The organism is Pseudoalteromonas aliena (assembly GCF_038155085.1).
Lineage (GTDB): Bacteria > Pseudomonadota > Gammaproteobacteria > Enterobacterales > Alteromonadaceae > Pseudoalteromonas > Pseudoalteromonas aliena_A.
In genome coordinates this window covers 13543-37204 of sequence record NZ_JBAKAU010000013.1, presented here as the reverse complement: position 1 = coordinate 37204, position 23662 = coordinate 13543, and the positions used below count along the sequence as shown (strand labels likewise).

Annotated in this window: 20 protein-coding genes; 4 read left to right on the top strand and 16 right to left on the bottom strand. The window is 37.5% G+C overall.

The features are described from left to right. Nucleotides 1-306 precede the first annotated feature (306 nt). Nucleotides 307-516 (top strand): hypothetical protein, encoded by a 210-nt coding sequence (locus V6260_RS13120; RefSeq protein ID WP_341594606.1) that lies wholly within the window; start codon nt 307-309, stop codon nt 514-516. Here V6260_RS13120 and V6260_RS13115 read toward each other — a convergent pair. Continuing rightward, on the bottom strand, nt 513-1118 hold the full coding sequence (locus V6260_RS13115; RefSeq protein WP_341594605.1) for an alpha/beta fold hydrolase: 606 nt from the start codon (nt 1116-1118) through the stop codon (nt 513-515). The two genes, V6260_RS13120 and V6260_RS13115, sit on opposite strands and share 4 nt — an antisense overlap. A gap of 195 nt (nt 1119-1313) precedes the next feature. Next, nucleotides 1314-1850 carry a YaeQ family protein gene (locus V6260_RS13110; RefSeq protein WP_341594604.1) on the bottom strand — a complete coding sequence of 179 codons (537 nt, stop codon included), beginning with the start codon at nt 1848-1850 and terminating at the stop codon, nt 1314-1316. 91 nt (nt 1851-1941) lie between these two features. On the opposite strand from V6260_RS13110, the gene ylqF reads away from it, so the two are divergent. Then, nucleotides 1942-2886 (top strand): ribosome biogenesis GTPase YlqF, encoded by a 945-nt coding sequence (gene ylqF / locus V6260_RS13105; protein ID WP_341594603.1) that lies wholly within the window; start codon nt 1942-1944, stop codon nt 2884-2886. A gap of 634 nt (nt 2887-3520) precedes the next feature. On the opposite strand, the gene V6260_RS13100 is transcribed toward ylqF, so the two are convergent. After that, a complete protein-coding gene (locus V6260_RS13100) occupies nt 3521-4633 on the bottom strand; it encodes a DUF547 domain-containing protein (protein ID WP_341594602.1) in 1113 nt (370 codons plus the stop codon). A gap of 817 nt (nt 4634-5450) precedes the next feature. Here V6260_RS13100 and fusA point away from each other — a divergent pair. Beyond that, nucleotides 5451-7535: an elongation factor G gene (gene fusA / locus V6260_RS13095; protein WP_341594601.1), complete on the top strand. Its 2085-nt coding sequence runs from the start codon at nt 5451-5453 to the stop codon at nt 7533-7535. Between the two features lie 223 nt (nt 7536-7758). On the opposite strand, the gene mdoH is transcribed toward fusA, so the two are convergent. The 13 genes from mdoH to V6260_RS13030 form a co-directional block, all read right to left on the bottom strand. Next, the gene (mdoH, locus tag V6260_RS13090; protein WP_341594600.1) at nt 7759-9720 is read right to left on the bottom strand and encodes a glucans biosynthesis glucosyltransferase MdoH; all 1962 of its coding nucleotides are present in this window, start codon (nt 9718-9720) and stop codon (nt 7759-7761) included. Next, a complete protein-coding gene (locus V6260_RS13085; RefSeq protein WP_341594599.1) occupies nt 9692-11311 on the bottom strand; it encodes a glucan biosynthesis protein G in 1620 nt (539 codons plus the stop codon). The genes mdoH and V6260_RS13085 overlap by 29 nt, the downstream gene beginning before the upstream one ends. 305 nt (nt 11312-11616) lie before the next feature. Next, complete coding sequence (hemB, locus tag V6260_RS13080; RefSeq protein WP_341594598.1) at nt 11617-12630, bottom strand: porphobilinogen synthase; 1014 nt, start codon at nt 12628-12630, stop codon at nt 11617-11619. A gap of 12 nt (nt 12631-12642) precedes the next feature. Next, nucleotides 12643-14496, bottom strand: coding sequence for a diguanylate cyclase (locus V6260_RS13075; RefSeq protein ID WP_341594597.1), 1854 nt, complete (start codon nt 14494-14496; stop codon nt 12643-12645). Further along, entirely contained in the window at nt 14496-15281 is a 786-nt protein-coding gene (locus V6260_RS13070) for a TatD family hydrolase (RefSeq protein ID WP_341594596.1), read from the bottom strand. The genes V6260_RS13075 and V6260_RS13070 overlap by 1 nt, the downstream gene beginning before the upstream one ends. After that, nucleotides 15281-15778 carry a hypothetical protein gene (locus V6260_RS13065; protein ID WP_341594595.1) on the bottom strand — a complete coding sequence of 166 codons (498 nt, stop codon included), beginning with the start codon at nt 15776-15778 and terminating at the stop codon, nt 15281-15283. The genes V6260_RS13070 and V6260_RS13065 overlap by 1 nt, the downstream gene beginning before the upstream one ends. Before the next feature lies 1 nt (nt 15779). Continuing rightward, nucleotides 15780-16520, bottom strand: a complete 741-nt coding sequence (gene tatC, locus V6260_RS13060; protein WP_341594594.1) for a twin-arginine translocase subunit TatC — start codon at nt 16518-16520, stop codon at nt 15780-15782. A gap of 48 nt (nt 16521-16568) precedes the next feature. Further along, nucleotides 16569-16901 carry a Sec-independent protein translocase protein TatB gene (tatB, locus tag V6260_RS13055; protein ID WP_024597077.1) on the bottom strand — a complete coding sequence of 111 codons (333 nt, stop codon included), beginning with the start codon at nt 16899-16901 and terminating at the stop codon, nt 16569-16571. A gap of 5 nt (nt 16902-16906) precedes the next feature. Continuing rightward, a complete protein-coding gene (tatA, locus tag V6260_RS13050; protein ID WP_341594593.1) occupies nt 16907-17155 on the bottom strand; it encodes a Sec-independent protein translocase subunit TatA in 249 nt (82 codons plus the stop codon). A 78-nt stretch (nt 17156-17233) separates the two neighbouring features. Continuing rightward, complete coding sequence (gene ubiB / locus V6260_RS13045; RefSeq protein WP_341594592.1) at nt 17234-18835, bottom strand: ubiquinone biosynthesis regulatory protein kinase UbiB; 1602 nt, start codon at nt 18833-18835, stop codon at nt 17234-17236. Between the two features lie 9 nt (nt 18836-18844). Then, entirely contained in the window at nt 18845-19528 is a 684-nt protein-coding gene (locus tag V6260_RS13040) for a ubiquinone biosynthesis accessory factor UbiJ (protein ID WP_341594591.1), read from the bottom strand. An 11-nt stretch (nt 19529-19539) separates the two neighbouring features. Then, entirely contained in the window at nt 19540-20295 is a 756-nt protein-coding gene (gene ubiE, locus V6260_RS13035) for a bifunctional demethylmenaquinone methyltransferase/2-methoxy-6-polyprenyl-1,4-benzoquinol methylase UbiE (protein ID WP_024597074.1), read from the bottom strand. An 83-nt stretch (nt 20296-20378) separates the two neighbouring features. Beyond that, entirely contained in the window at nt 20379-21365 is a 987-nt protein-coding gene (locus V6260_RS13030; protein ID WP_341594652.1) for a GGDEF domain-containing protein, read from the bottom strand. A gap of 352 nt (nt 21366-21717) precedes the next feature. Here V6260_RS13030 and V6260_RS13025 point away from each other — a divergent pair, with 352 nt between their 5' ends. Then, nucleotides 21718-23496: a DUF885 domain-containing protein gene (locus V6260_RS13025; protein ID WP_341594590.1), complete on the top strand. Its 1779-nt coding sequence runs from the start codon at nt 21718-21720 to the stop codon at nt 23494-23496. Nucleotides 23497-23662 lie beyond the last annotated feature (166 nt).

Here is a 23662-nt window from a genome sequence, read left to right as displayed (position 1 = left end):
TGAACTTGTGATAAGTATTACTAATTTTTATAAATTAGTAAAATCGTTTAAATTTATCTATCTAATAGCTTTTATCTATTAGTTATTTTTGATATGTGTATTCACTTTAGACTATTAATAGAAGTGGGACTGATTAATAAAAATACTACCCCTCAAAAGTAAATAAAACTCAAAAGTATATAAATCATGATCTAAAACAAGCTTTATTCAAGGTAATAACTTAGCTATTTTTTTATTGATTTAGGTCAAAAATTATCCATCCTAACGGCGCATAATAATGCTGTCTAAATAATTAGGAGAGATAACATGCATGCAAAAACAGCTAAACAAAATAAAGCAGAGTTAATCGTAGTAGGAATTGCAGTCATCACATTTGTACTTGGGTTAGTAGCGCACTTAGCAGGTGCAAGCTTTGCGAACTCAGATTTATTTGGCTACATTGCGGCGCCGATTCCACTTATATTAGGAGTGATTTTTTTAATTAGTTATAAAATAGCAGCCAATGCTGAGGATTAATCTTTCTCGTTTAAGCACTTTAAAATGTAATCGAGTACTTGGCGCGAGTAAATCATACTGGTATGGCTTAAATGAAACACTTTGTGCTCGGCCATACCTTTAAGTTTGGTTTCATCTAGTAATACGGTACCATCTGATTTGCTGCCTTTGACTATTAAGGGCATAAGCCCAATAGGTAAATCGCCTGCGATACTGTAAAGCTTAGCTTTAAAAGGCCAATTACCATTTTTAGTAAGCAAAAATTCAACACTATTTTTTAAAAATGATTCAAACCCTTTTTGCTTCATTTTTTGCGCTATATGGCTGCCTTTATGTGGAGTACCCAGTGTAATTACCTTCGTAATATTCTGGCTAGCAGGAGAATTTGCCTCTAGGTAAGCTCGTGCAATAAGCCCTCCCATAGAGTGACATACAAGCGCTGCAGGCTCGTTAGAAATACACTCATCAATCTGTGTAAATATAGTGTCGCGATGAGGATCGAGCGTGTTATAGGTAATATTTAATACCGTCATCCCCGACTCTTCAAGTCGTGAGCAAAGTGGGCGCATAACAAAGCCAGACATATACAAGCCATGTAAAACAATAACGTGTTTAACTTTCATATGCTCCCTAATACCAATTTTATTAAAAACATGATCATTCTAGCGTATTAAATAACCCGCTACCTGCGTTAAAAATTATTTATATAGAACAACTATATGTCATAATTTTCGCCTTGTTATCGACTTATTTCCTTGTCGCTATAATAGATAACTAATTTAATGCAATTGGTATAACCTATCTATAACCTATCTTAGTTACATCAATTGCTGTGGTTTTATTTCAATGTTTGTTGTATCGGTATTTACCCATACTTCACCATCTTGAATGGTAATAGCGAGCTTAATTCCACGATCAACCAAAGCAGCAAGTGCTTGTGTTGCTGCGTAATCAAGGCTAAAAATACTTAGATTTTTAAATTCATACAATTTAGGTTGGTGTTTTTGCCACCAAATTGCTTGATTGTTTTCACCATAAGCATATAGCACCACTTTTTTAGATTTATTACAGGCTTTTTTAAGTCTTTTTTCATCTGGTAAGCCAAGTTCAATCCATAGTTCTATTTCTTCACTATAGTTTACATGCCAAAGTTCAGGCTCATCATCAGCACTTAACCCTTTGGTAAATTCTAAACCATCACAGCTATTAAGCGCAAAAGCGAGTAATCGAATCATCAACCGTTGGTCGGTTTCTGATGGGTGTTGAGCCAAGGTTAAATTAAAATCTTGATAAACGTGGCGGTCCATATCGCTAAGCGATAACTGCACTTTCATAATGGTGGATTTAAGAGCCATAACAACTAATCTGAAAAAATTTGCGTCAGTATAGCGCAATTAAATGAATTGCCAGTTAAAATAGCGGTTAATTATACGTTAGGAGTTAAAAATGGCTATCCAGTGGTTCCCTGGGCACATGAATAAAGCCCGCAATGAAATTAAAGAAATAATGCCACAAATGGATGTGATCATTGAAGTGCTTGATGCGCGCATTCCCTACAGTAGTGAAAATCCGATGGTGGCAACCTTGCGTGAAGGTAAGCCGGTCATCAAAATTTTGAACAAAGCTGATTTAGCTGATCCTAAAATGACTCAAATTTGGAAAGATTATTTTGAGCAAGAAAACGCAGTTAAAGCGATTTCTTTTGGACATGATAAAGCAGCTGAAGTACATCGTATTAATGAGCTTTGTAAAAAGCTAGTGCCGCATAAAGTGGGTGCAGATAAGCAAATTAAAGCCATGATCATGGGTATTCCTAACGTGGGTAAATCTACGTTAATTAATGTATTGGCTGGGCGTATAGTTGCAAAAACAGGTAATGAGCCTGCTGTTACTAAAGCGCAACAACGCATTAAGCTTGAAGACGGTATTATGCTTTACGATACGCCAGGTATGTTGTGGCCAAAAGTAGAGAATGAAAACTCAGGTTATCGCTTAGGCGCTACCGGTGCCATTCGTGATACGGCACTTGAGTATGAAGAGGTCGCAAGTTACACCGCTGAGTACTTATTGCGTGCATACCCTGAGCTTTTAAAAGCGCGTTATAAAATAGACGAATTACCACAAAGTGATTGGGAATTTGTTGAGATGGCCGGTAAAAAACGTGGCTGTATTCGTGGCGGTAATCAAATAGACACATACAAAATGTCTGAAATACTAATCAACGAATTACGCGACGGTATCATTGGCCGTATTACTATGGAAACTCCGCAAATGCGTGAGGAAGAAGAAGTAATGGTTGCTGGTTTGCGCGCGGCAGCAGAAGCGAAAAAGCAAGCCAAAGAAGAAGAAAAAAAACAACGCCGAGCACGTGCACGAAAAAACCGTCGTTAATTTTTAAAGCTTAGGTTAAAGTCTTACGCATTAAATTACAGACATAAAAAAAGCCCGTAAGGGCTTTTTTAGTTTCATATCTACCGTCACCGATATGAGCAATGTAGCAAGTAATATAGTAGGGCGGTTACTCGTTATCAACATCAAGGGGCGTTGCGGTTCATAACAAGTAACCATAGCTGTTAACGTGCGCCACACGTTGTTTCAGGGTCGAGAAACAAATTAATTCATTCCTTAACAAGTGGTATGCAATCCGTCTTGTTGATATTGATTATCAGTTAGATCTAGCTATCTGTCAATACCTAAATGCAAATAATTCCTATTATCCCTTTGTTTGTTTTGTAAGCTAATGTTAAGTATGAAAAAGAATAATAATCTAAGCTGTTTGACCAACTAGTAGAGCTTTAATTCGATATATCTAATAGTAATTTTTATTTATTAGAGTCAATTGATTAATGCAGGAGAGAGGTTTTCTTTTTTATTTTAAACTTAGAGACTTAAGGCTGTATCTTCGGAAAGGTTTAGCGAGCTTTAATGTGAACCCTATAATGTTTGGACATAAAAAACCCCAGTAATTGATATGTCCAACTATTGGGGTCGCTTCATTTAATGCGCACTTTTAATTGGGGTTCTGCTATTGGTTATTAGCATAATAAACGTTTTCACCACTTACACTTGTTTTTAACAAATCATTTTTTCTTTGTAACTCTCTAAGAATAACTATTCGTTTAGCTGGAATATTGAGATTGTTTAAGCGAGGAAAGCTATGCTGAGGAATTTGCAATGCTTTGTCCCAATTGCTAATAATAATATCGTAAGAGTCTCGGAGTTTAGGACCTGTTACATCAGTAATATCATAGTTATCGATGGTAAAAATAGCCGTTTTTTTATTTTTTAACTTATTGAGCAAATCGTTATCTGCATACAAACTCAGGTGAGCAAGTAAATCATTATTGAAGTCATTAAAATATGCTTTTTTATCTTTATACATGGTCGATACATTAAGAAGCTTACTGCTGTAATTAGTTCCTCTATTTGAATTAATAAATTCTTGAGCGTTATCAATTAGCGAAGGCATTAAGTTATTAGCTGTATATGCCAGAGTTCTAATATTTGGTGAACCGATATAACCTTTGTATAAGCCATACATTACAAGAGGGTTATTTTTATTTAATGGCATTAATATTTTGTATTCGATGTCATCTAAACTCAGTGCTTGACCATTATATGTAAATTGCTTTTTATAAAAGAAGCTACTTTTATCAGCCACGTCATAAGATAAACTGTTCGTGTTTTTTGGATAGCGCTGAGCTAATTCGTTTATTACTGTTACATTATGTAGATTCAGCCAAAATGCAGTTTGTTCTTCATTACTTAATTTACTAAGTTGGTTATTTTGTAAATAACTAAGAAGGTTACTTTTTATAGCTGCAATTGACCTTGTCAATTCTGGATGATCAATAAATTGCTCATAATAAAAGCGGTTTGCTTCTGCATCAGTTGCTCGGTTACTTCCTAAATTAGGACCTTGCTCATTTTCATCATAGGAAATGTACGATCTATCTGAACGAGCTAATTCAAGAACAGAGGCTTCTAAAATAGTATTGTATTGAGAGTAGTCAACTGCAAAATTAGCAGTTGCTTGATTCTTACTGTTTAAAAAATTTGTTGTATTATCGTTTTCAGCAAAACACGGGGCTGACAGCAGCGTACTTAGTATTAAAGATTTAGCTATTAACTTGATCATATTATTTCCCTCGATGATTATATCCAATATTATTTACAATTGTTTTTTTTGTGAGCAAATCAATAGTATGTATTGAATTAAATTTAGTCAAGATATGGCATTTTATTAGCCATTTTTCTTAGATTAATTTGCTTTAAAAGTACTTTATCTTGGTTATCAAAGCCCCTTACAATAAGTAAAAAAATCACTGCAGTCAGTTTTCACTTATTGTGAAAGCTTATTGTTATTTGAGTATTCAGTACTAAGATTTTTTCTATTTAGGGATGTTTAATCGCTGCACGAGGTTTGTAATCAGGTAGGCTCAGTAGGTCCTTCCCTAAACGTACAAACAATCTTTAGTGCTTTTAAAAATGCTTTTTATCCGTCACTTACAAGTTATGATTGCACTGCATATGCGTTGTTTAGCCAGAATCACACATAACTGAAGATACAACTTTATTGTATGTTTTCTATTCCATTGAGTTTGAGTAAAAATTAAGACTAAGTTGGTGACATTAAGGGCGGGCTAGGTAAATGCTATTTTACTTACGGGGTTTTAAATAATTACGTTTTTATTAGGCTAGGTACTACTGTAGGTATATTAACTTTTGTTTTAATCTTTATAAAAGTAATGGCTAAAGTCTAAGAACTATAAAATAAAAATTAAGTTATTTAATGAGTTATATAATATTTCAGAGTGTTCATACTGAGTTTACTTGACCCTTTTAAAAAAATTATTGAATTGATTGCATTTTAAGCGACTTGTATGGTGATGTTCGCTTTAAGTAATGCTATACTCCCGCCGAATAATTTATCGACTTTATTAAGAGTAAAATTAATGGCAGATTTATCGAAGTACAGAAACATTGGTATTTTCGCGCACGTTGATGCGGGTAAAACCACAACTACTGAGCGTATCCTAAAGCTTACAGGTACTATCCACAAAACTGGTGAGGTTCATGATGGTGAATCTACTACAGATTTCATGGATCAAGAAGCTGAGCGCGGTATTACTATCCAGTCTGCGGCAGTAAGCTGTTTCTGGAAAGATCACCGTTTTAACGTTATCGATACTCCTGGACACGTTGACTTCACAGTAGAAGTTTACCGTTCATTAAAAGTATTAGATGGCGGTGTTGGTGTATTCTGTGGTTCTGGTGGTGTTGAGCCACAATCAGAAACTAACTGGCGTTACGCTAACGAATCAGAAGTTGCACGTATTATTTTCGTAAACAAATTAGACCGTATGGGTGCTGATTTTTACCGTGTAACTGAGCAAGTACGTAAAGTACTTGGTGCTACTCCACTAATCATGACTTTACCAATTGGTATTGAAGATGATTTCGTTGGTGTTGTAGACGTGCTAACTAAAAAAGCATACATCTGGGATGAAACTGGTCTTCCAGAAAACTACGAAATCACAGACGTTCCTGCAGACATGGTAGAAAAAACTGAAGAATACCATGAGATGCTTATTGAAACTGCTGTAGAGCAAGACGATGACCTAATGGAAGCGTACATGGAAGGTGAAGTACCTTCTTTAGAAGATATCAAGCGTTGTATCCGTAAAGGTACTCGTGACCTTGCTTTCTTCCCTACATTCTGTGGTTCTGCATTCAAAAACAAAGGTATGCAACTAGTACTTGACGCTGTTGTTGATTACTTACCATCTCCTACAGAAGTTGATCCTCAACCTCTTATGGATGAAGAAGGTAACGAAACAGGCAACCACGCAATCGTATCTGCAGATGAATCTTTCAAAGCGCTTGCATTCAAAATCATGGATGACCGTTTTGGTGCATTAACATTCGTACGTATTTACTCTGGTAAACTTAACAAGGGTGACACCATCCTTAACTCGTTTACAGGTAAAACTGAGCGTGTTGGCCGTATGGTTGAGATGCAAGCTGATGAGCGTAAAGAATTAACTAGCGCACAAGCTGGTGACATCATTGCAATCGTAGGTATGAAAAACGTGCAAACTGGTCACACTCTGTGTGATCCAAAAGATAAAGTAACACTAGAGCCAATGGTATTCCCAACTCCAGTAATCTCGATTGCTGTACAGCCTAAAGATAAAGGCGGTAATGAGAAAATGGGTGTTGCTATCGGTAAAATGGTTGCAGAAGATCCATCTTTCCAAGTTGAGACTGATGAAGATTCAGGCGAGACTATCCTTAAAGGTATGGGTGAGCTTCACTTAGATATCAAAGTTGATATCCTTAAGCGTACTTACGGTGTAGACCTTATCGTTGGTCAACCACAGGTTGCTTACCGTGAAACTATCACTCGTGAAATCGAAGATAGCTACACGCATAAGAAACAATCTGGTGGTTCTGGTCAGTTCGGTAAAATCGACTACCGCATCAAGCCAGGCGAAGTTGCTTCAGGCTTCACGTTTAAATCATCAGTTGTTGGTGGTAACGTACCTAAAGAATTCTGGCCTGCAGTTGAGAAAGGCTTTAAGTCAATGATGGGCGAAGGTGTTCTAGCTGGCTTCCCAGTACTAGACGTTGAAGTAGAACTTTTTGACGGTGGCTTCCACGCAGTGGATTCATCAGCAATCGCGTTCGAAATCGCTGCTAAAGGTGCTTTCCGTCAATCGATCCCTAAAGCGGGCGCACAACTTCTTGAGCCAATCATGAAAGTTGACGTGTTCACTCCAGAAGATCACGTTGGTGATGTAATCGGTGACCTTAACCGTCGTCGTGGTATGTTAAGCGACCAAGAAGCTGGTTTAACTGGCGTTCGCATTAAAGCTGACGTTCCGTTATCAGAAATGTTCGGTTACATCGGGTCACTACGTACAATGACATCAGGCCGTGGTCAGTTCTCTATGGAGTTCTCACACTACGCAGCATGTCCACAAAACGTAGCTGATACTGTAATCGCTGCAGAAAAAGAGAAAAAAGCTGCTAAGTAATTAGCGCTTTAATTCTTTAAAAAAACCCGCACATGTTGCGGGTTTTTTATTGCCTATAACTTATAGAGTTAAAGTAAAGACACAGTAAATCATTGCTACATATTTTATTAGAGCGTTCTCTAATTAAAAAAACGGTTATTTCGATGTGGCTAAATTTTAGGTAATAAAAAGGAGCAATTCATTGCTCCTTTTTTGTTCGTTACTGATGACTATTGATTTAGCGCTAATTGAACTTTTTAATTGTTTTAGCTTTTAGCGCTTTCATCTTTAGCTTGCGAGGCTTACTAAAGCTTTGAATAGGCATCGTGACCATGTGCTCTTGAGGAAGAACAGGTGTGGTTTGTGGGTATAAACCTTCCTCTGGTACAGAAATCTCCTTTAAGTGTGTTTTAAGTGCCTCTAGAGTTGTGTCGTTATCGACTTCACTAGGACAAATAAATATTCCCATTTTTCTTAATTGTACACCTAGTTTAATGCTGCTCGTGTAGCGAATAATTGGAGCCCCTAAAATCAAACCAAGTAAAATAGGGGATAACCACCAAAAGAATACTGGGGTAAAGTAATATGCAACGCTGCCCCAAGCTATGGCTACCAAGGTTGAAAATAATGTGTAACCAAACGCTTCTTTCCACGGAACCATTCGCCCTTCGCGAGGTTGCGCATCCCATTTTACTTTCTTACCTAAAAATACACATAGTACAAAATAAGCATGAAAGACCATCATTAATGGCGCAACAATAATTGCAAATACGGTCTCGATAATTGAACCCAGTATAAGTTTAATTGAGCCTCCAAAGCGTTTGTTTCTATGGATCAGAGTAACAATTACGCCCATCAGTTTAGGCATTAACAAAATAACAATGGTTAAGTAAAGTAACGAATCAATCAGGTCTGTTTTAGCTATTTGCCAAGTTGGGAATAACTGATAAACACGGTTAAAGTAAACATCACTGTTTAGAGCACGAGTAACAGCATCTATAGTGCTAAGTGCAAGCATTGAAAGCCAGATTAATGACGAGATATACGCTGTTGCACCCAATAAAAAGTGCAGTTTGCTCATGGGTTTTAATTTTGATGAAGATAATAAGCCTAAGTGCTGGATATTACCTTGCACCCAGCGTCTGTCGCGTACAGCGTAATCTAGAATATTACTTGGTACTTCTTCATAACTACCTTCAATTTCAGATAGTAGTAGTACATCCCAACCAGCACTATGAAGTAACGATGCTTCAACAAAGTCGTGACTTAAAATTTCACCGCCAAAAGGTGCGTTACCTTTTAGTGTTGGCAAGCCACAACAGGTTATAAATGCTTCAACTCTAATAATTGCATTATGACCCCAGTAGTTTGCTTTATCAGTTTGCCAAAAAGCTGAGCCAGTAGCGAGCATTGGGCTATACAGCACTGATGCAAACTGTAAAAAACGACCAAAAAAGGTATCTTGACGCACTGGAATAGGGATTGTTTGAATTAAGCCAGCTTGTGGGTTATTGAGCATGCTAGTTGTTAGTTCTAACATACATTTACCCGTCATTACGCTATCGGCATCAAGTACAATCATGTGATTGTACTGGCTACCCCAACGTTCGCAGAAGTCGGTAAGGTTACCTACTTTACGGTGTTTGTTTTCTTCACGGCGACGATAAAATACGTGTTTTGCAGTATCACCAAGACGTTCACATAATGCATGCCAAGCACTTAACTCATTTTTAGCTATTTCTGGGTCTTGTGTGTCACTTAATAGATAAAAATCAAAATTATCAAGTTGACCAGTTTCTTTTAACGATTGTAAGCTCACTTCAAAGCCTGCAATAACTCGGTGAGTATCCTCGTTATAAATAGGCATAACTACAGCCGTTTTTTGCTTAGCAAGGGCTGCATTATCAAACTCAATAGGTTTAATACGGTTTAATGTGAGTGGGTCGATACGAAATAATTGCAGCACAAAACCAATTGTACCACTGCAAAAAGCCGTTACTATCCATGCAAAGGTAATAGAGAATAAAACCAAAAGGGCGTATTCAAGCAAAGTCATGCCATTTGAGCTCAAAATCTCAAACATAATAGATATGCCGTACCCCGATGTGCCTAAGGCAGCAATGGCAAACAACCATACTCTTAGTGTTTTGAATGGCATGGGTGTGCCTTTTCCTTTATTACTTGATGTCATTTGGGTACCAAACATAACTCCATACCTCGCTAATTTCTTTGTCACGTAACTTTAACGATAAACGCATATCAACGGGTTGATCGTCCTGTGGTGCAATTTTAAAGGCTACACGCCATCCTCGTGAATCCGGAAGTTTTTGTACATTCATGTCGGTTACTTCGCCTGTTGTAAGTTGAATGTCGGCATCTAGTTTTAACTGTTCAGACAGATGATTTATTTCTGATCCAGTAAAATCAACAGTAAATTGGCGATGGCTTTTTGGTGGTGGGTTGTCCTCACCAGGTAAAGCGGCGCGACCAATTCTTGTACGTAGTACACGCGCTTTCTCGTGCTGATTTAAAACTGAATTAAAGGTCGTCATTTTGTAGCTTAATTTTAATGAATCTCCGGCCTTCATTGGTTTTTCTGGTACCCAGTAGCTTACGATATTGTCGTTAGTTTCTGTATCAGTCGGTATTTCTACAAGCTCTACACGACCATTTCCCCACTCACCTTGTGGTTCAATCCATAGACTTGGGCGGTCGTGGTAATGTGCTTCTGTATCTAGATAGTTATTAAAGTCTCGGTCACGCTGTGCTAAACCAAAACCTTTTGGGTTATTGTACGAAAATGAAGTAACGCTGAGTTGTGATGGGTTGTTAAGAGGACGCCATACCCATTTATTATCAGCAGACTGAGTCAATAAACCATCCGAGTCATGAACTTCAGGGCGATAGTCATCAAAAAATTTGGTGCTGTTTTCGCCGTGATAAAACATACTCGTTAATGGCGCTACACCTAACTTTTTAATATCTTTACGGGCAAAAATTTGCATATCAACATTAACTAGCATATTAGTTGTAGGGTCAATACTAAATTTGTATGCACCAGAGACCGACGGGCTATCTAGTAGTGCAAAAATGGTGATTTGTGTTTGTTCTGCCTTTGGTTTAACTAACCAAAATTCTTTAAACATTGGAAATTCTTCACCCGAATTTTCAGCTGTATCAATGGCAAGGCCTCTTGCTGATAAGCCATAAACCTGTTGAGGGCCAACGACTCTAAAGTACGATGCTCCCTGAAATACCATTACTTCGTCTTTATACTCGTTAGTATTTAATGGGTAATGTAAGCGGAATCCAGCATGGCCTAGTTGAGTACCCGCAACACTTTTAGTTATTTCTTCTTGTAGTGGTGCAGCAGTACCATCGTATTGGTAAAAATCAGTGCTGAAAGGTAATCGGCTACGTTTAGAGTCGCTATCAACAGTATTTATAGTTACAGGTGTTTTATATAAAAAACCAGGGTGGAATAATTGCAGTTCGTACAGACCTTCATTTTTCCATACCGCTTTTTCTTTTTTAAATCGAATTGAACGGTAATCTTGATAATCAATATTGTTTAGTGCATCAAGCTCAATGTTTTTAGGTGCCACATATTCTTCGCTTGCTAACTTTTTAGCACGAGCGCTGATTACATCAAATAAGCTACTTTGTGGGATTGCTACATCAACAGTTGCAGCAACCGCTTGGTTGCTATTGACCCAAGTCGAAAAAATAATAAGTAGACCCAGTAGTGGTGCTGACTTTTTTTGCCATTTTGGCAGGTTTTGGGTTGGTTGTTTCATTCTAATTCCTTTATAAAAACACGACTTATTTTTACGTTTAGGGTAAATATTGGTTTGTAAGTATGTTACTTGCAGCAAGGTTTTAGTTCGCTTTAAAACTTATATTTTTCAATGAGTAAAAAACTTCTTAAATAACTAGCTTAAGTTATGTTTTGTGAAAATTACTCAAATATATATAGTTGTTACTGATTAATTACTAGAAGATTTACATACAACGTAGATATTACGTGAGGTTTAATGAAGCCTATCTGAATTACATTTGTATAAAAATAAAAAAAAGCCGCTAAAGCGGCTCTTTGGAGTAATTAGTCGCGGTTATTTAAGTAAGATGCCGCTTGTTTAGCAAAGTAGGTCAATATTCCATCAGCCCCTGCACGCTTAAATGCAAGTAAAGATTCCATTATGGTGGCCTCTTCGCTTAACCAGCCGTTATCAATAGCTGCTTTGTGCATAGCGTATTCGCCACTGACTTGGTAGGCAAAAGTAGGTACACCAAACTCATCTTTTACACGACGAACTATATCTAAATAAGGCATTCCAGGTTTTACCATAACCATGTCAGCCCCTTCTTGTAAGTCAAGGGCAACTTCGCGTATTGCTTCATCTGAATTAGCAGGGTCCATTTGGTAGGTTTTTTTATCTGCCCCTTTCAAATTTCCGGCCGAACCAATTGCATCTCTAAATGGACCATAATAGCTAGATGCGTACTTAGCTGAGTAAGCCATTATTCGAGTGTGAATAAATCCTTCAGCCTCAAGGGCCTCACGAATTGCAGCAATACGTCCGTCCATCATGTCTGATGGCGCTATTACATCAGCCCCAGCTTCAGCGTGAGAGATAGCTTGTTTAACGAGTATTTCAGTGGTGACGTCGTTTATCACATATCCAGAATCATCAATAATGCCGTCTTGTCCGTGTGTAGTAAATGGATCAAGTGCACCATCGGTAATTACTCCTAGTTCAGGAACAGCTTCCTTTAAAGCGCGAACAGTACGTTGTACTAAGCCATCTTCGTTATAAGCTTCTTCAGCAAATAATGACTTTTTATCTGCTGGGGTTACTGGAAAAATCGCCACAGCAGGTACACCTAATTCAACGAGTTCTTTTGCTTCAATTAGCAATAAGTCTATTGAGAGTCGCTCAATACCAGGCATTGACTCAATTGCTTCACGGCGATTCTTACCTTCAAGCACAAAAACAGGATAAATCAGATCATTTACTGTTAATTGGTTTTCGGCCATTAAACGACGTGAAAAGCTATCACGGCGCATTCTGCGCATGCGAGTGTATGGAAAAAGATCTAACCCTGATTGGGCCATATTAATATGCTCCTACTGTGGTAATGGGAAATTAATTACTTGATTGCGGCCATGTTGTTTCGCGTAATAAAGAGCTTTGTCGGCGCATTCAGTAAAAATTTGAGGGTTGTTTATGTCATCGGCGATGTATGTGTACACACCGGCGCTAATCGTAAATTTAATTTCGTTATTTGCAACCGTTACAGCACTTTTTTCTATTGCTGCTCGTATTTGCTCAGCAATATCTTGAGCGCCATCATTCTGTGTATTAGGTAATAGCACTACAAATTCTTCACCACCATAGCGAGCCACTTCATCAAGGGGGCGCTTTAAATAACTTTTTATGGTACCTGAAACAGCTCTAATTACTTGATCGCCAATTATGTGTCCATATGTATCATTAATACTTTTAAAGTGATCTATATCGAGCATTATAATACTAAGTGGGGTTTGCTCTCGTCGAGAACGGCGTAGCTCCATCACAAGCTTCTTATCAAAAAACCTCCGGTTTTTTGCACCTGTTAAAGCGTCTTCAGTATTTAGCTGTTCAAGCTCCCTGTTTTTCTCTTCTAACTCTCTCAAAGTAACTTGTAACTCAAAAGTACGTTCATCCACTTGTGACTCTAGTTCTTGGCGTGTTTTTTCCTGTAACTCTAAACGTTCTTTAAGTAGTGCATCTTGGGCCGAGTTTTTAGCAATTAAGGTTTGTTGGGCTATGACTTCTTCATCACGTTGTAAAATAAATAGCTTCATTACGCTGTAGCATAGACAAAAAATACTACCAAAAAAGCATATAAATACAAATGCGACGGTGCTTGTGCTAAAGGTGTATAACCCCATAGCTACAATTATAAAATAAAGCATTACCACCAAAAAGAAAATCAGTGCTATTAGTAAGGCCTTGTTGGGCTTAGATGGGGAAAGACGTATACATAATAACGTAGTTACTATGTAAAAGGTTAAAACAACTGGGGTGATGCTTAAGTAAGATATAGCCACTATATTCTTCGGAAATAGCCAAGCGAATAAAAGTGAGATACCTAATATACTAACGACTACCCTTTGAATTTTTAATAAAGAAGAGTCTTTAGGGTGACAAATTTGTTTTTGTAAAGGGGAAAACATTAAAGCAGTAAACATGAGTAATATAGGAATCATAAATTGCTGTAATGCAGGAGTATTTGGATGTATGTACCTAAGTCCATATCCACAAAGGTAGGCGAGTGAAAAACCCAGTATGAAGGTTATCGCGCTGGCGTGAGCAAAATAAATTTTGCGAGAAAAACCATATAAAACTAAGCAACTCATAGCTAAAGAAAATACAAATCCAATTAACAAACCGTATGTTAGATTAAGCTTACCTTTATAAGCTAAATAAGTTTCGGGTAGCCATAACGTAAGAGGGACTCGTAATCCTACGCTGTTTTTTACCTTAATAAAGATAGTTGTTTCACTATTTGCAGGAGTAGTTAGTTTAACTAATAAAGATTCACTTTTAATTTCGCGCTCATCAATGGTGTAAGCGTCACCAATTTGATTGTGAGAAAGTAATTGCGAATTGTGTAATTGATATACTTGTACATCATTTAGCAATGGGTTGTTAATAGAAAGCAGTTGTTCGGTATTGTGGTTAAGTGTATTTTTAATTTTAAAAAATAGCCATACAGGCCGCTGCTCCAGACCTAGGTTAAGTGGCTTGTTAGTTATTTTTTGCCAATTTTCATAATTGCTTTGGGTTGCGTTTGATATTGAAGTTGGCTTAAAAGAATAATGCAGGCTGTCAATGTCTTGAGACTCAAAATCGTGCTTTATGATTACTGTATTTGCGAAAGAGCAAAAAGTGCAAAGGAGTATTAATAGGCTCAAAAATGCCTTTGCGCATACCATTAACAGCTCTCTAAATCAAAAATACAGTTAAAGTTTTGTGTTGTGCGATGAGCAATTACTTCTTCATCCATTTGATAGAGTTGTGCGACTGTTTTACAAATATAAGGCAATAATGATGGTTCATTTTTACGTGATTTAGGCTTTGGTGAAACTGTGCGTGGAATTAAAAATGGGGCGTCAGTTTCTATTAATAATCGATTTAGAGGAATACTCGGTACCAGTTTTTGTAGTTCGCTTCCACGTCTTTCATCACACACCCAACCCGTTATACCAATATACAAACCTAAATCTAAATATTGCTTTAGAGCTGCTGAGTTGCCCGTGAAGCAGTGAAGCACACCGCGAACATTAAACTCTTTTAAAATACTCAGCATGTCGTCACTTGCATCACGTTCATGTAAGTAAACAGGTAAATCTAATTTTTCAGCAAGCGCTAACTGGCGTCTAAAAACATTACGTTGTACATCGCGAGGCGAGAAATCACGATTATAGTCGAGCCCACATTCACCAATAGCAATAACTTGCTCATTATTTGCAAGGGCGGTTAGTTGTGCTTCGAGTTCACTAGTCGCTGATTTTGCATCATGTGGGTGGACACCTGCCGTAGAATATTGAAGATGCTTTATCGCAAGTTCAAGTGATTGCTGACTACTCGTAATATCACAACCTATAATAAGTATGCTTGTAACACCCGCTTCGCTTGCCCGGGTAATTACATCATGATGCTGCTCATCAAATTGATGATTAGTTAAGTTAACTCCAGCATCAACTAGCGTATGTGACATTATTTTGTACGTTTAACGCGAATAGAGCGGTTTTTACCGTCTTTTTTTAATAAAAAAGAGCTAAATGCTCCACGGCTGATTACGATAGCCTCATTTTCTTTTAAGCGCATGCTGTCAGAGCCAATTTGACGCCATTGTTGGCCGTTATCTAGCGAGATAATTAACTCACCATAAGCGGCTTCTTTAACTGATGTAACTACAGCTTTAATCTCAGTCTCTTTTTCTACTTGTGCTTCTTTTTTGTGTTCTAGACCAAAGTCGTCAACTTTCTCTTTTACTTGTATCGGTGCAGCAGCTGTTGTCGGAGGAGTCAGTTTTTTTGTTACTGATGGTTTAAGCAGAGATTTACCTGCAACTGTGTTGTCGTAACAGAGTAGGCGGTTAAAATCATTTTCAATGAAGCTACATGCTTGTAATGCTTGAGTGTTAAACTCTGTTTGCGCAGCAAAAGTCGGTGCGCTTAATAAAACCAATAGTGAGAGTAGTTGTTTTTTCATTTTATTCCTCAGATTCTTTTTGTGGTTTAGCGGTATAAAACCTTGCTAAAATTAGACCTAGTTCAAACAGAAGAAGCATCGGAAATGCTAGCAATGTTTGTGATAATACATCAGGCGGTGTTAAAAACATCGCGACTACAAAAACACCCACGACGATATAAGGGCGTTTTTCCTTTAAGCTTTTTGTTGTTGTTGCGCCACTCCAACATAGCAGCATAATTGCTACTGGAATTTCAAATGCGACGCCAAATGCAAAAAACAATTTTAATACAAACCCTAGATAGCTACTTATGTCAGGTGCAAGGGTCATCATTTCGGGACCGGTACTTGTAAAAAAGCCTAAAATAATTGGCAGTACTACAAAATAACAAAAGCCTATGCCGCTATAAAACAATATTATACTTGAGGCGAGAATAGGCATGAGCATTTTCTTTTCATGCTGGTATAAACCTGGAGCTATAAACCCCCAAACCTGGTGTAATATCCATGGAATCGATGCAAATAAAGCAACAAATAAAGTAAGCTTGAAGGGTGCAAAAAACGGTGCTGTCACGTCAGTTGCAATCATAGTAGCAGTACTTGGCAAATGCGAGACTAACGGTTGTGCAACAAAAGCATAAATATCATTCGCAAAATAGACTATGGCAATAAAAATAACAAAAATGCTTAGTAGTGCTTTTATTAGCCGATCACGCAACTCAATTAAATGAGCTACAAACCCTGATTTTACTTCCTCAGCCATTGTTTTTTATACCATGTAAAAAGTTGACCACAAAGTGAGAGATAGATTTCACTTTTTCTCATCAAGTTGTTGGTTATTTGATGTATCAGATTGTTGTTTTTTGTAGCTGTGAGTAACTGATTCAGCCGCTTTTTGTAGCTCTGTTAGTGAGCTTTGTAACTCAGGGCTTAAATCTTTTAATTCTTGTTGTTCTGCTTTTTTAAGGTTTTCGTGCAGCTCATGAATACGAAGTTCTTCACTTACTTCGGCTTTTACTGAGTTGGCAAGTGATTTAGCGGTTTTAACCCATTTACTCACTGTTCTAATCGCAACAGGTAAACGCTCAGGGCCGAGCACCACTAAACCAACAATAAAAATAACAACAAGTTCCCACATACCCATACTAATTAAACCTTATTGTTATCTTTGTTTTTTTCAGTATCGGTTAAGTTGTCAGCAGTGTTTTTTTCTGATTGTTGAATTTGCTCGGATTTCTCTTTCTCGCTCATTTGATCATCCGACATTGCTTTTTTGAAGCCCTTTACAGCCCCTCCAATATCACCACCCATACCGCGTAGTTTTTTTGTGCCAAAAAGTAAAACTATGATCGCTAAAACAATTAATAATTGCCAAATACTAATACCACTAAACCCCATGGTTTTCTCCAATATAAAACGGTTAAATGTTTATTTTAAATACTAATTATACGCTCACTAGCGCAAATAGCACCCAGTTTATGCGCTGCGCCATGCCGCTATAAAGCTAATAGCCGATAAGCTTATTGCAATACTTGCAGCTATTAAATCGTGCTGTAAATAACAAAGTGTTGCCATAATTATTGTAGCACTACCAAATAGACTCAATATTAAAGGTTTATGGGATACCTTTTGTTCTTGAGGTTGAATGTGTGGCGCACGCTTTAAATTTTGATAAATTAGATCTGGTAATTCAGGCATTTTTTCAGCCCAAAATGGCAAGTTAGCATACATTTGTTTCAGTACTGATAGCGGTCCAACTTGTTGCTTTACCCAGTCTTCTAAAAAAGGTTTTGCTGTTTTCCATAAGTCGAGTTGCGGGTAAAGCTGACGTCCTAATCCTTCAACGTATAATAAAGTTTTTTGTAGTAGTACTAATTGTGGCTGTACCTGCATGTTAAAACGACGTGCAGTATTAAATAGGTTTACGAGTACGTGCCCAAATGAAATTTCAGCCAAAGGTTTATTAAATATAGGTTCGCAAACGGTGCGAATCGCAAATTCAAATTCTTCAATGCTAGTATCTGGTGGTACCCAGCCAGAATCAACGTGTAGCTGTGCGACTTGGCGATAATCACGATTAAAAAAGGCGATAAAATTTTCAGCTAAATAGCGCTTATCTTCTTTGTTTAATGTACCAACAATACCGCAATCAATACCGATATACATTGGATTTTCAGGGTGCTCTCGAGAGACGAAAATATTGCCAGGGTGCATGTCTGCATGAAAAAAACTATCTCTGAACACCTGCGTAAAAAACACTTCTACTCCGCGCTCAGCAAGTAATTTCATATTAGTGTTTTGCGACATAAGTGCATCGGTATCAGAGACGGGTATGCCGTAAATACGCTCCATTACCAGCACATTACTACGGCTGTAATCACTGTAAACTGTAGGAATATACAATGAATCAGAGCCCTCAAAATTGCGCTTAAGCTGAATGCCATTGGCACCTTCGCGCATTAGGTCGAGCTCGTCTAGGAGTGTTTTTTTATATTCTTTAACTACTTCAACGGGGCGTAGGCGTTTTGATTCGTTATGTACTTTTGCAATTGCCTTTGCGAGCTTTTCCATCAATGCTAAATCGGCATTGATCTGCTCGTAGATATTGGGTCTAATAACTTTAATTACTACATCTTGCTCAATGCTTTGTTCATCAATAAGCTTTGCTGTATGCACTTGCGCTATAGATGCTGAGGCCAGTGGAGTTTGTGAAAACTCACTAAACAATTCACTTATATCGTTAATTTCGAGCGCTTTTTCTATTATTTTTTGTGCAAGTTCGCCTTCAAATGGTTGAACTTGATCTTGTAAAAACGCAAGTTCTAAAGCGATATCATGCGGGAGTAAATCACGACGAGTAGAGAGCATTTGACCAAATTTTATCCAAACAGGACCCAGCTCTTGCAATGCTAAACGTAAACGTAGCCCCGCAGGTTTTTCTTTGTGCTGATTACGCAGCCAAAATAAACTGCCACGGGCTATTTTACCAAACCAAGGCACTTTATGCTTTGGAATTAGCTCGTCTAGTCCATAGCTAAGTAACGTTTTGGTAATGTTATACAAACGTGCAGTCGACACAAAAAATCCTTAGCGGGTGTTTGAAGGTAAATAAGAGTTTAAAAGGGCATTAATGCGTTGCTCAACGGCAGCGACTTGTCCTTTGAGTTCTCTATTTTTTTGTTTAAATTGCTCAAGTTCTAATGGATGAATAGTAATTGCGAGCTCATCTTGGCATAAACTTGTAAGCATAGTACTTATTTTAGTATTGGTTTTTCTGCTCTTTTGCTTTAGTTCTTTTAAGTGCAGGTATAACTGCTGAGCGGGGGCATCGCCAATGTATTTAGAAAGTTGTTCAGGCCAATCAATATCAATACTTGAAAATGCATTGCTATAAGTTTGCGCAATATTTAAATCGCCTTGTAAGTCGAGCTTATTTTGGCGAATTAATTGGGTAAGCATAGCAGGGTTTTTGAGCGCTAAAAGCGTGTCTATATCTGCGCTGATCATACAATCTGCGTTTTCGTTACTTTGGGCACTGTATAAGTGTAATTGATTAGCACTATAAACGAGTTGGATGCTTTGTTGCCAGTTTCTTATTTCAACCACTAAGCGCTTATATTTAACGGCGCTTAGCTTTTGAGATAATTGTGGGTCAAGGCTAAGCGCTTGATTTAGTACACGCTCAATAAGCGAAAGTACAAAATTAGGTAACATAAAAAACTCAGATGACATTGCACCACTATTGCTTTTTGTTATTCTTTCAAGCGCCATAACTGCTAGCCTTAATATTTAAAACCACGATGCAGTGCAACAATTCCGCCTGTGAGGTTTTGGTATGTTGTTTGTTCAAAGCCCGCATCTTCCATCATCGCTTTTAATGTGTCTTGATCTGGATGCATACGAATAGACTCAGCTAAATACTTGTACGATTCACTGTCGTTAGCAACTAGCTTACCCATTGTTGGCAATAAATTAAATGAGTAAAAGTCGTAAGCTTTACTAAGTACATCATGCTCTGGTTTTGAAAACTCTAAAACAAGTAACCGGCCACCAGGCTTTAAAATACGGTACATAGAGCGCAGAGCTTTGTCTTTATCGGTAACGTTACGTAAGCCAAAGGCAATAGTGATCACATCAAAGCTATTATCTGGAAATGGTAGCATTTCTGCATTCATTTGTACGTAGTCAATATTGCCGACTAAGCCAAGGTTGTGTAGTTTTTCACGACCAACCTTAAGCATAGATGAATTTATATCGCCCAAAACAACTTGACCGGTCTCGCCAACTAGTTGACTAAATTTTGCCGTTAAGTCGCCAGTGCCGCCGGCTAAATCGAGTACATGATGGCCTTTACGAACACCTGAGCTAGCAATAGTTTGACGTTTCCACAAACGATGCACACCAAAAGACATTAAATCATTCATTACATCGTATTTTGCAGCTACTGAGTGAAATACATCAGCAACCATAGAAGCTTTGTCGCCCTCGGCTACTGTTTTATAACCAAAATGCGTGGTCTTTTGTTCGGTTTCGTTCATGATTAATCTCTATCGTGACAATAGAGGTTAGTGTACTTTATTGTACGCAGTAGGTGCAATTTGAATATGATTTATCAGGTAATTTATTGCCCTGCAGTGTAGCTACTTTGCCCTAATGACCGCGCTTTAAAAGCCGCATGAGACGCTTTTTTAGCTAGCTGATTAAAATCATCTTCTTGTAGATGTTGAGCAATTCCTAGAGATAAGCCAATACTAGGTAACTTAATCCCTGTTTTTGAACTAACAAAGCGAAGTTTTTCGACTCCATTTCGGACTTTTTCAGCAATAACATTGGCTGTTTCTGGGTCTATATCGGCGAGTAAAACAGTAAATTGATCTTTAGCTGTGCGGCCAGGCAAGCCACTTTGAAAAACATATTTTTGCACTTGTTTAGCTACTTTATTCAAAATAACTTCACCAATAATATCACCGTAATTTTCAGTAAAGTGATCAAGATTATCTATTTGAATCGCAATAGCGCAAATAGACTTTTTTTGATTAGTCCATACTTGGGTTTGTTGCGTTAAATAATGGCGCTTATAAAGCCCTGTTTGGCTATCTATAATATGTTGTTTACGAAGTTGATTTAGCTGCTTTTTTGTTTTTTCGTGTAGTTGTTTGGTTTTACTTAGTTCTTTTTTAAATTGCTTATGTTGGTTTAATAATTCAACAGTTTGTTGGTTTAGCATTGTAAGTGCTTGGCGACTTTGCTCTATATTGTTTTCATCAAGCATGTGTACGCAATCATTGACTTGATCAACAAAGCAGATTATTTGTTTTTCGGTTGTTTGGGCGTTGTGTGAAAGTGAGTTTATAACGCCATCAACATTTTTAATCATACTGACTTGTGTTGTATGACCTGTGTTTATAAACTCAGAATATAGTTGTTCAACTAAAATGTGGTCAATAAGGTTATTAGCTGCAATAGCGTGATCTATTGCATTATTTAAATTAATGTTTGTTTGGCTAATATAAGTATAAACGACCTGAAAATTAAGAGGGGTAGGTGGTAAAGTATAGCGCTCTAAAAACATACATACTTTAGTCATCTTTTCTTGAGCAATAGCCATGGAATCATGGAACATCATTTTAAATACCAACTAAAAATACACAATCAGTGCAAATTTGAAATATCTCATTCCATGAGGCGGTTAAGTGTCCGAGCTTATTATTGTTTTTTTACTACAGTAATCTTTATGAAAGCTATTTAAAAGCAAAAATGAGAATTTGGGAACTTAAATTTTACTTTGTCAGCTAAATAGCTGGTTTTCTAATCAATTAAGCTGATTTTACTTCCATTTAGTACATATACTGACTGCATAACTATTTTATATTTTTAGAGCTTGCTTGTCTCATTTACTTGCTATTTATATATCCTTAGATAGTTTTACAAAATCTATTGCATCATCAAGTTAAATTATAATGAGTCATTTTTTATCAAAAACGCTTCGCCAAACTCTTTTTGGCATAACTTTTTTATGTTCGTTAAGTGCATGTCAAATAACAACACCTAATGCGAATGAGCAGTTTACTCAAGTGGCACAATCTATTGTTCAATATAGAGAAAGTATAAACCCTTATATAAATTCAAAAGGGGGCGATGGTTATTTACTCGCCAATTTATCGCCAGAATTTTTAGCACAGCAGTATAAAAGTAATACTCAATTATTAGCAGACTTGGATTCCGTAGACGCAACTAAGCTTAGTGATGAAAATCAAATTAACTTAAGTATTATTCGTGCTCAGGTACAAAATAGCGTAGACGAGTATGTGTTTAATGCTCATTACATGCCGCTTACATCTGAGTATGGCTTCCACTCCAGTTTGTCGTATATCGTTAACAGTTCTCAATATAAGAAAGAGCAAGATTTAGAGACATATCTTGCGCGTTTAGCACAATTTCCCCGCTTTTTTGAACAAAATATATATTGGATGAAAAAAGGGCTCGAAACAGGTCTCACCCAACCAAAAGCCGTTTTAGAAGGATACGAAGACTCTATAAGCACTTATATTGTTGATGATGTAACTCAATCAGAATTTTATAAACCATTTTTAACTAACACTGCCAGTTTAAGTGAGAGTGACTTTTATACACTTCAACAGAGAGCTAAAGTTGTTTTAAAAAATAAAGTAATACCAGCATATAAAGGCTACTTAACGTTTTTTACTGAGCAATACCAACCGGGCGCCCGCATAAGTATTGGTATTTCAGAAACCCCTAATGGCAAAGCTTTTTATAAAAACCGTGCTAAGCATTACACTACTACCGACATGACACCTAAAGAGATCCACGAGCTAGGCTTAAAAGAAGTTGCTCGCATTCGAGGTGAAATGGAAGCTGTAATAAAAGAAGTTGGTTTTAAAGGCTCATTTGCTGAGTTTATTCATTTTTTACGTACCGACCCACAATTTTACGCCACAACACCAGAGCAACTTTTAAAAGAAGCATCTTATATTGCTAAAAAAATGGATGCACAGCTGCCTAAGTTATTTCATACCTTACCGCGTAAACCTTATGGCGTGGCACCAGTACCCGCAAGTATTGCCCCTAAATACACAACAGGTCGGTATTCTGGCTCTAATAGAGATGATGAAGCTGGATACTACTGGGTAAATACTTACGCTTTAGATAAGCGCCCTTTGTATGTTTTAGAGGCATTAACGTTGCACGAAGCAGTGCCAGGCCATCATTTACAGATATCACTTAATGCAGAGCTTGAAAATTTGCCGAGCTATCGTCGTGATGCTTACCTTTCTGCATTTGGCGAAGGTTGGGGACTTTACTCTGAATATTTAGGTTTAGAAGCAGGCTTTTATCAAGACCCATATAGCCGTTTTGGTCGCTTAACTTATGAAATGTGGCGAGCAGCACGTTTGGTTGTTGATACAGGGATGCACATGTATGGCTGGAGCCGCGAGCGAGCTATGAACTTTATGAGCGAGAACACCGCGCTTTCGCTGCATAATGTGAAAACAGAAACTGACCGTTATATATCTTGGCCAGCCCAGGCACTGTCATACAAAATTGGTGAGTTAACTATTAAACGTTTACGTGTTGAAGCAGAGCAAGCACTTGGACCAAATTTTGATGTTCGCGAATTTCACCATCAGGTTCTTCGCCATGGTTCAGTGCCCTTGTCAGTATTAGAAACACAGGTACGCTTATATATAAAAAAAGAGTTAACTAAGCTGCAAAATTAGCTTTGTAGGGCTATAAACCTTGAACAAACAAAGGTGTTGTGTCATTTTGACCGCAACACCTTTTTTATACCACAGACCTAGTAATGTAGCTTATTTTAGCGACCCTAATCGTCAAAATATTCACATACTACGCAATAGGTATTATTTAAAAATATAGCCATCAAGG

What these genes read in the sequence shown, in the direction of transcription:
- V6260_RS13040 (WP_341594591.1), bottom strand. Translation starts at nt 19,528, where the DNA reads ATGGCGCTTGAAAGAATAACAAAAAGCAATAGTGGTGCAATGTCATCT.
- fusA (WP_341594601.1), top strand. Translation starts at nt 5,451, where the DNA reads ATGGCAGATTTATCGAAGTACAGAAACATTGGTATTTTCGCGCACGTT.
- hemB (WP_341594598.1), bottom strand. Translation starts at nt 12,630, where the DNA reads ATGGCCCAATCAGGGTTAGATCTTTTTCCATACACTCGCATGCGCAGA.
- V6260_RS13120 (WP_341594606.1), top strand. Translation starts at nt 307, where the DNA reads ATGCATGCAAAAACAGCTAAACAAAATAAAGCAGAGTTAATCGTAGTA.
- tatB (WP_024597077.1), bottom strand. Translation starts at nt 16,901, where the DNA reads ATGGGTATGTGGGAACTTGTTGTTATTTTTATTGTTGGTTTAGTGGTG.
- V6260_RS13100 (WP_341594602.1), bottom strand. Translation starts at nt 4,633, where the DNA reads ATGATCAAGTTAATAGCTAAATCTTTAATACTAAGTACGCTGCTGTCA.
- ylqF (WP_341594603.1), top strand. Translation starts at nt 1,942, where the DNA reads ATGGCTATCCAGTGGTTCCCTGGGCACATGAATAAAGCCCGCAATGAA.
- mdoH (WP_341594600.1), bottom strand. Translation starts at nt 9,720, where the DNA reads ATGTTTGGTACCCAAATGACATCAAGTAATAAAGGAAAAGGCACACCC.
- ubiE (WP_024597074.1), bottom strand. Translation starts at nt 20,295, where the DNA reads ATGAACGAAACCGAACAAAAGACCACGCATTTTGGTTATAAAACAGTA.
- V6260_RS13025 (WP_341594590.1), top strand. Translation starts at nt 21,718, where the DNA reads ATGAGTCATTTTTTATCAAAAACGCTTCGCCAAACTCTTTTTGGCATA.
- V6260_RS13075 (WP_341594597.1), bottom strand. Translation starts at nt 14,496, where the DNA reads ATGGTATGCGCAAAGGCATTTTTGAGCCTATTAATACTCCTTTGCACT.
- V6260_RS13110 (WP_341594604.1), bottom strand. Translation starts at nt 1,850, where the DNA reads ATGGCTCTTAAATCCACCATTATGAAAGTGCAGTTATCGCTTAGCGAT.
- tatA (WP_341594593.1), bottom strand. Translation starts at nt 17,155, where the DNA reads ATGGGGTTTAGTGGTATTAGTATTTGGCAATTATTAATTGTTTTAGCG.
- V6260_RS13115 (WP_341594605.1), bottom strand. Translation starts at nt 1,118, where the DNA reads ATGAAAGTTAAACACGTTATTGTTTTACATGGCTTGTATATGTCTGGC.
- V6260_RS13085 (WP_341594599.1), bottom strand. Translation starts at nt 11,311, where the DNA reads ATGAAACAACCAACCCAAAACCTGCCAAAATGGCAAAAAAAGTCAGCA.
- V6260_RS13030 (WP_341594652.1), bottom strand. Translation starts at nt 21,365, where the DNA reads ATGGCTATTGCTCAAGAAAAGATGACTAAAGTATGTATGTTTTTAGAG.
- V6260_RS13065 (WP_341594595.1), bottom strand. Translation starts at nt 15,778, where the DNA reads ATGAAAAAACAACTACTCTCACTATTGGTTTTATTAAGCGCACCGACT.
- V6260_RS13070 (WP_341594596.1), bottom strand. Translation starts at nt 15,281, where the DNA reads ATGTCACATACGCTAGTTGATGCTGGAGTTAACTTAACTAATCATCAA.
- tatC (WP_341594594.1), bottom strand. Translation starts at nt 16,520, where the DNA reads ATGGCTGAGGAAGTAAAATCAGGGTTTGTAGCTCATTTAATTGAGTTG.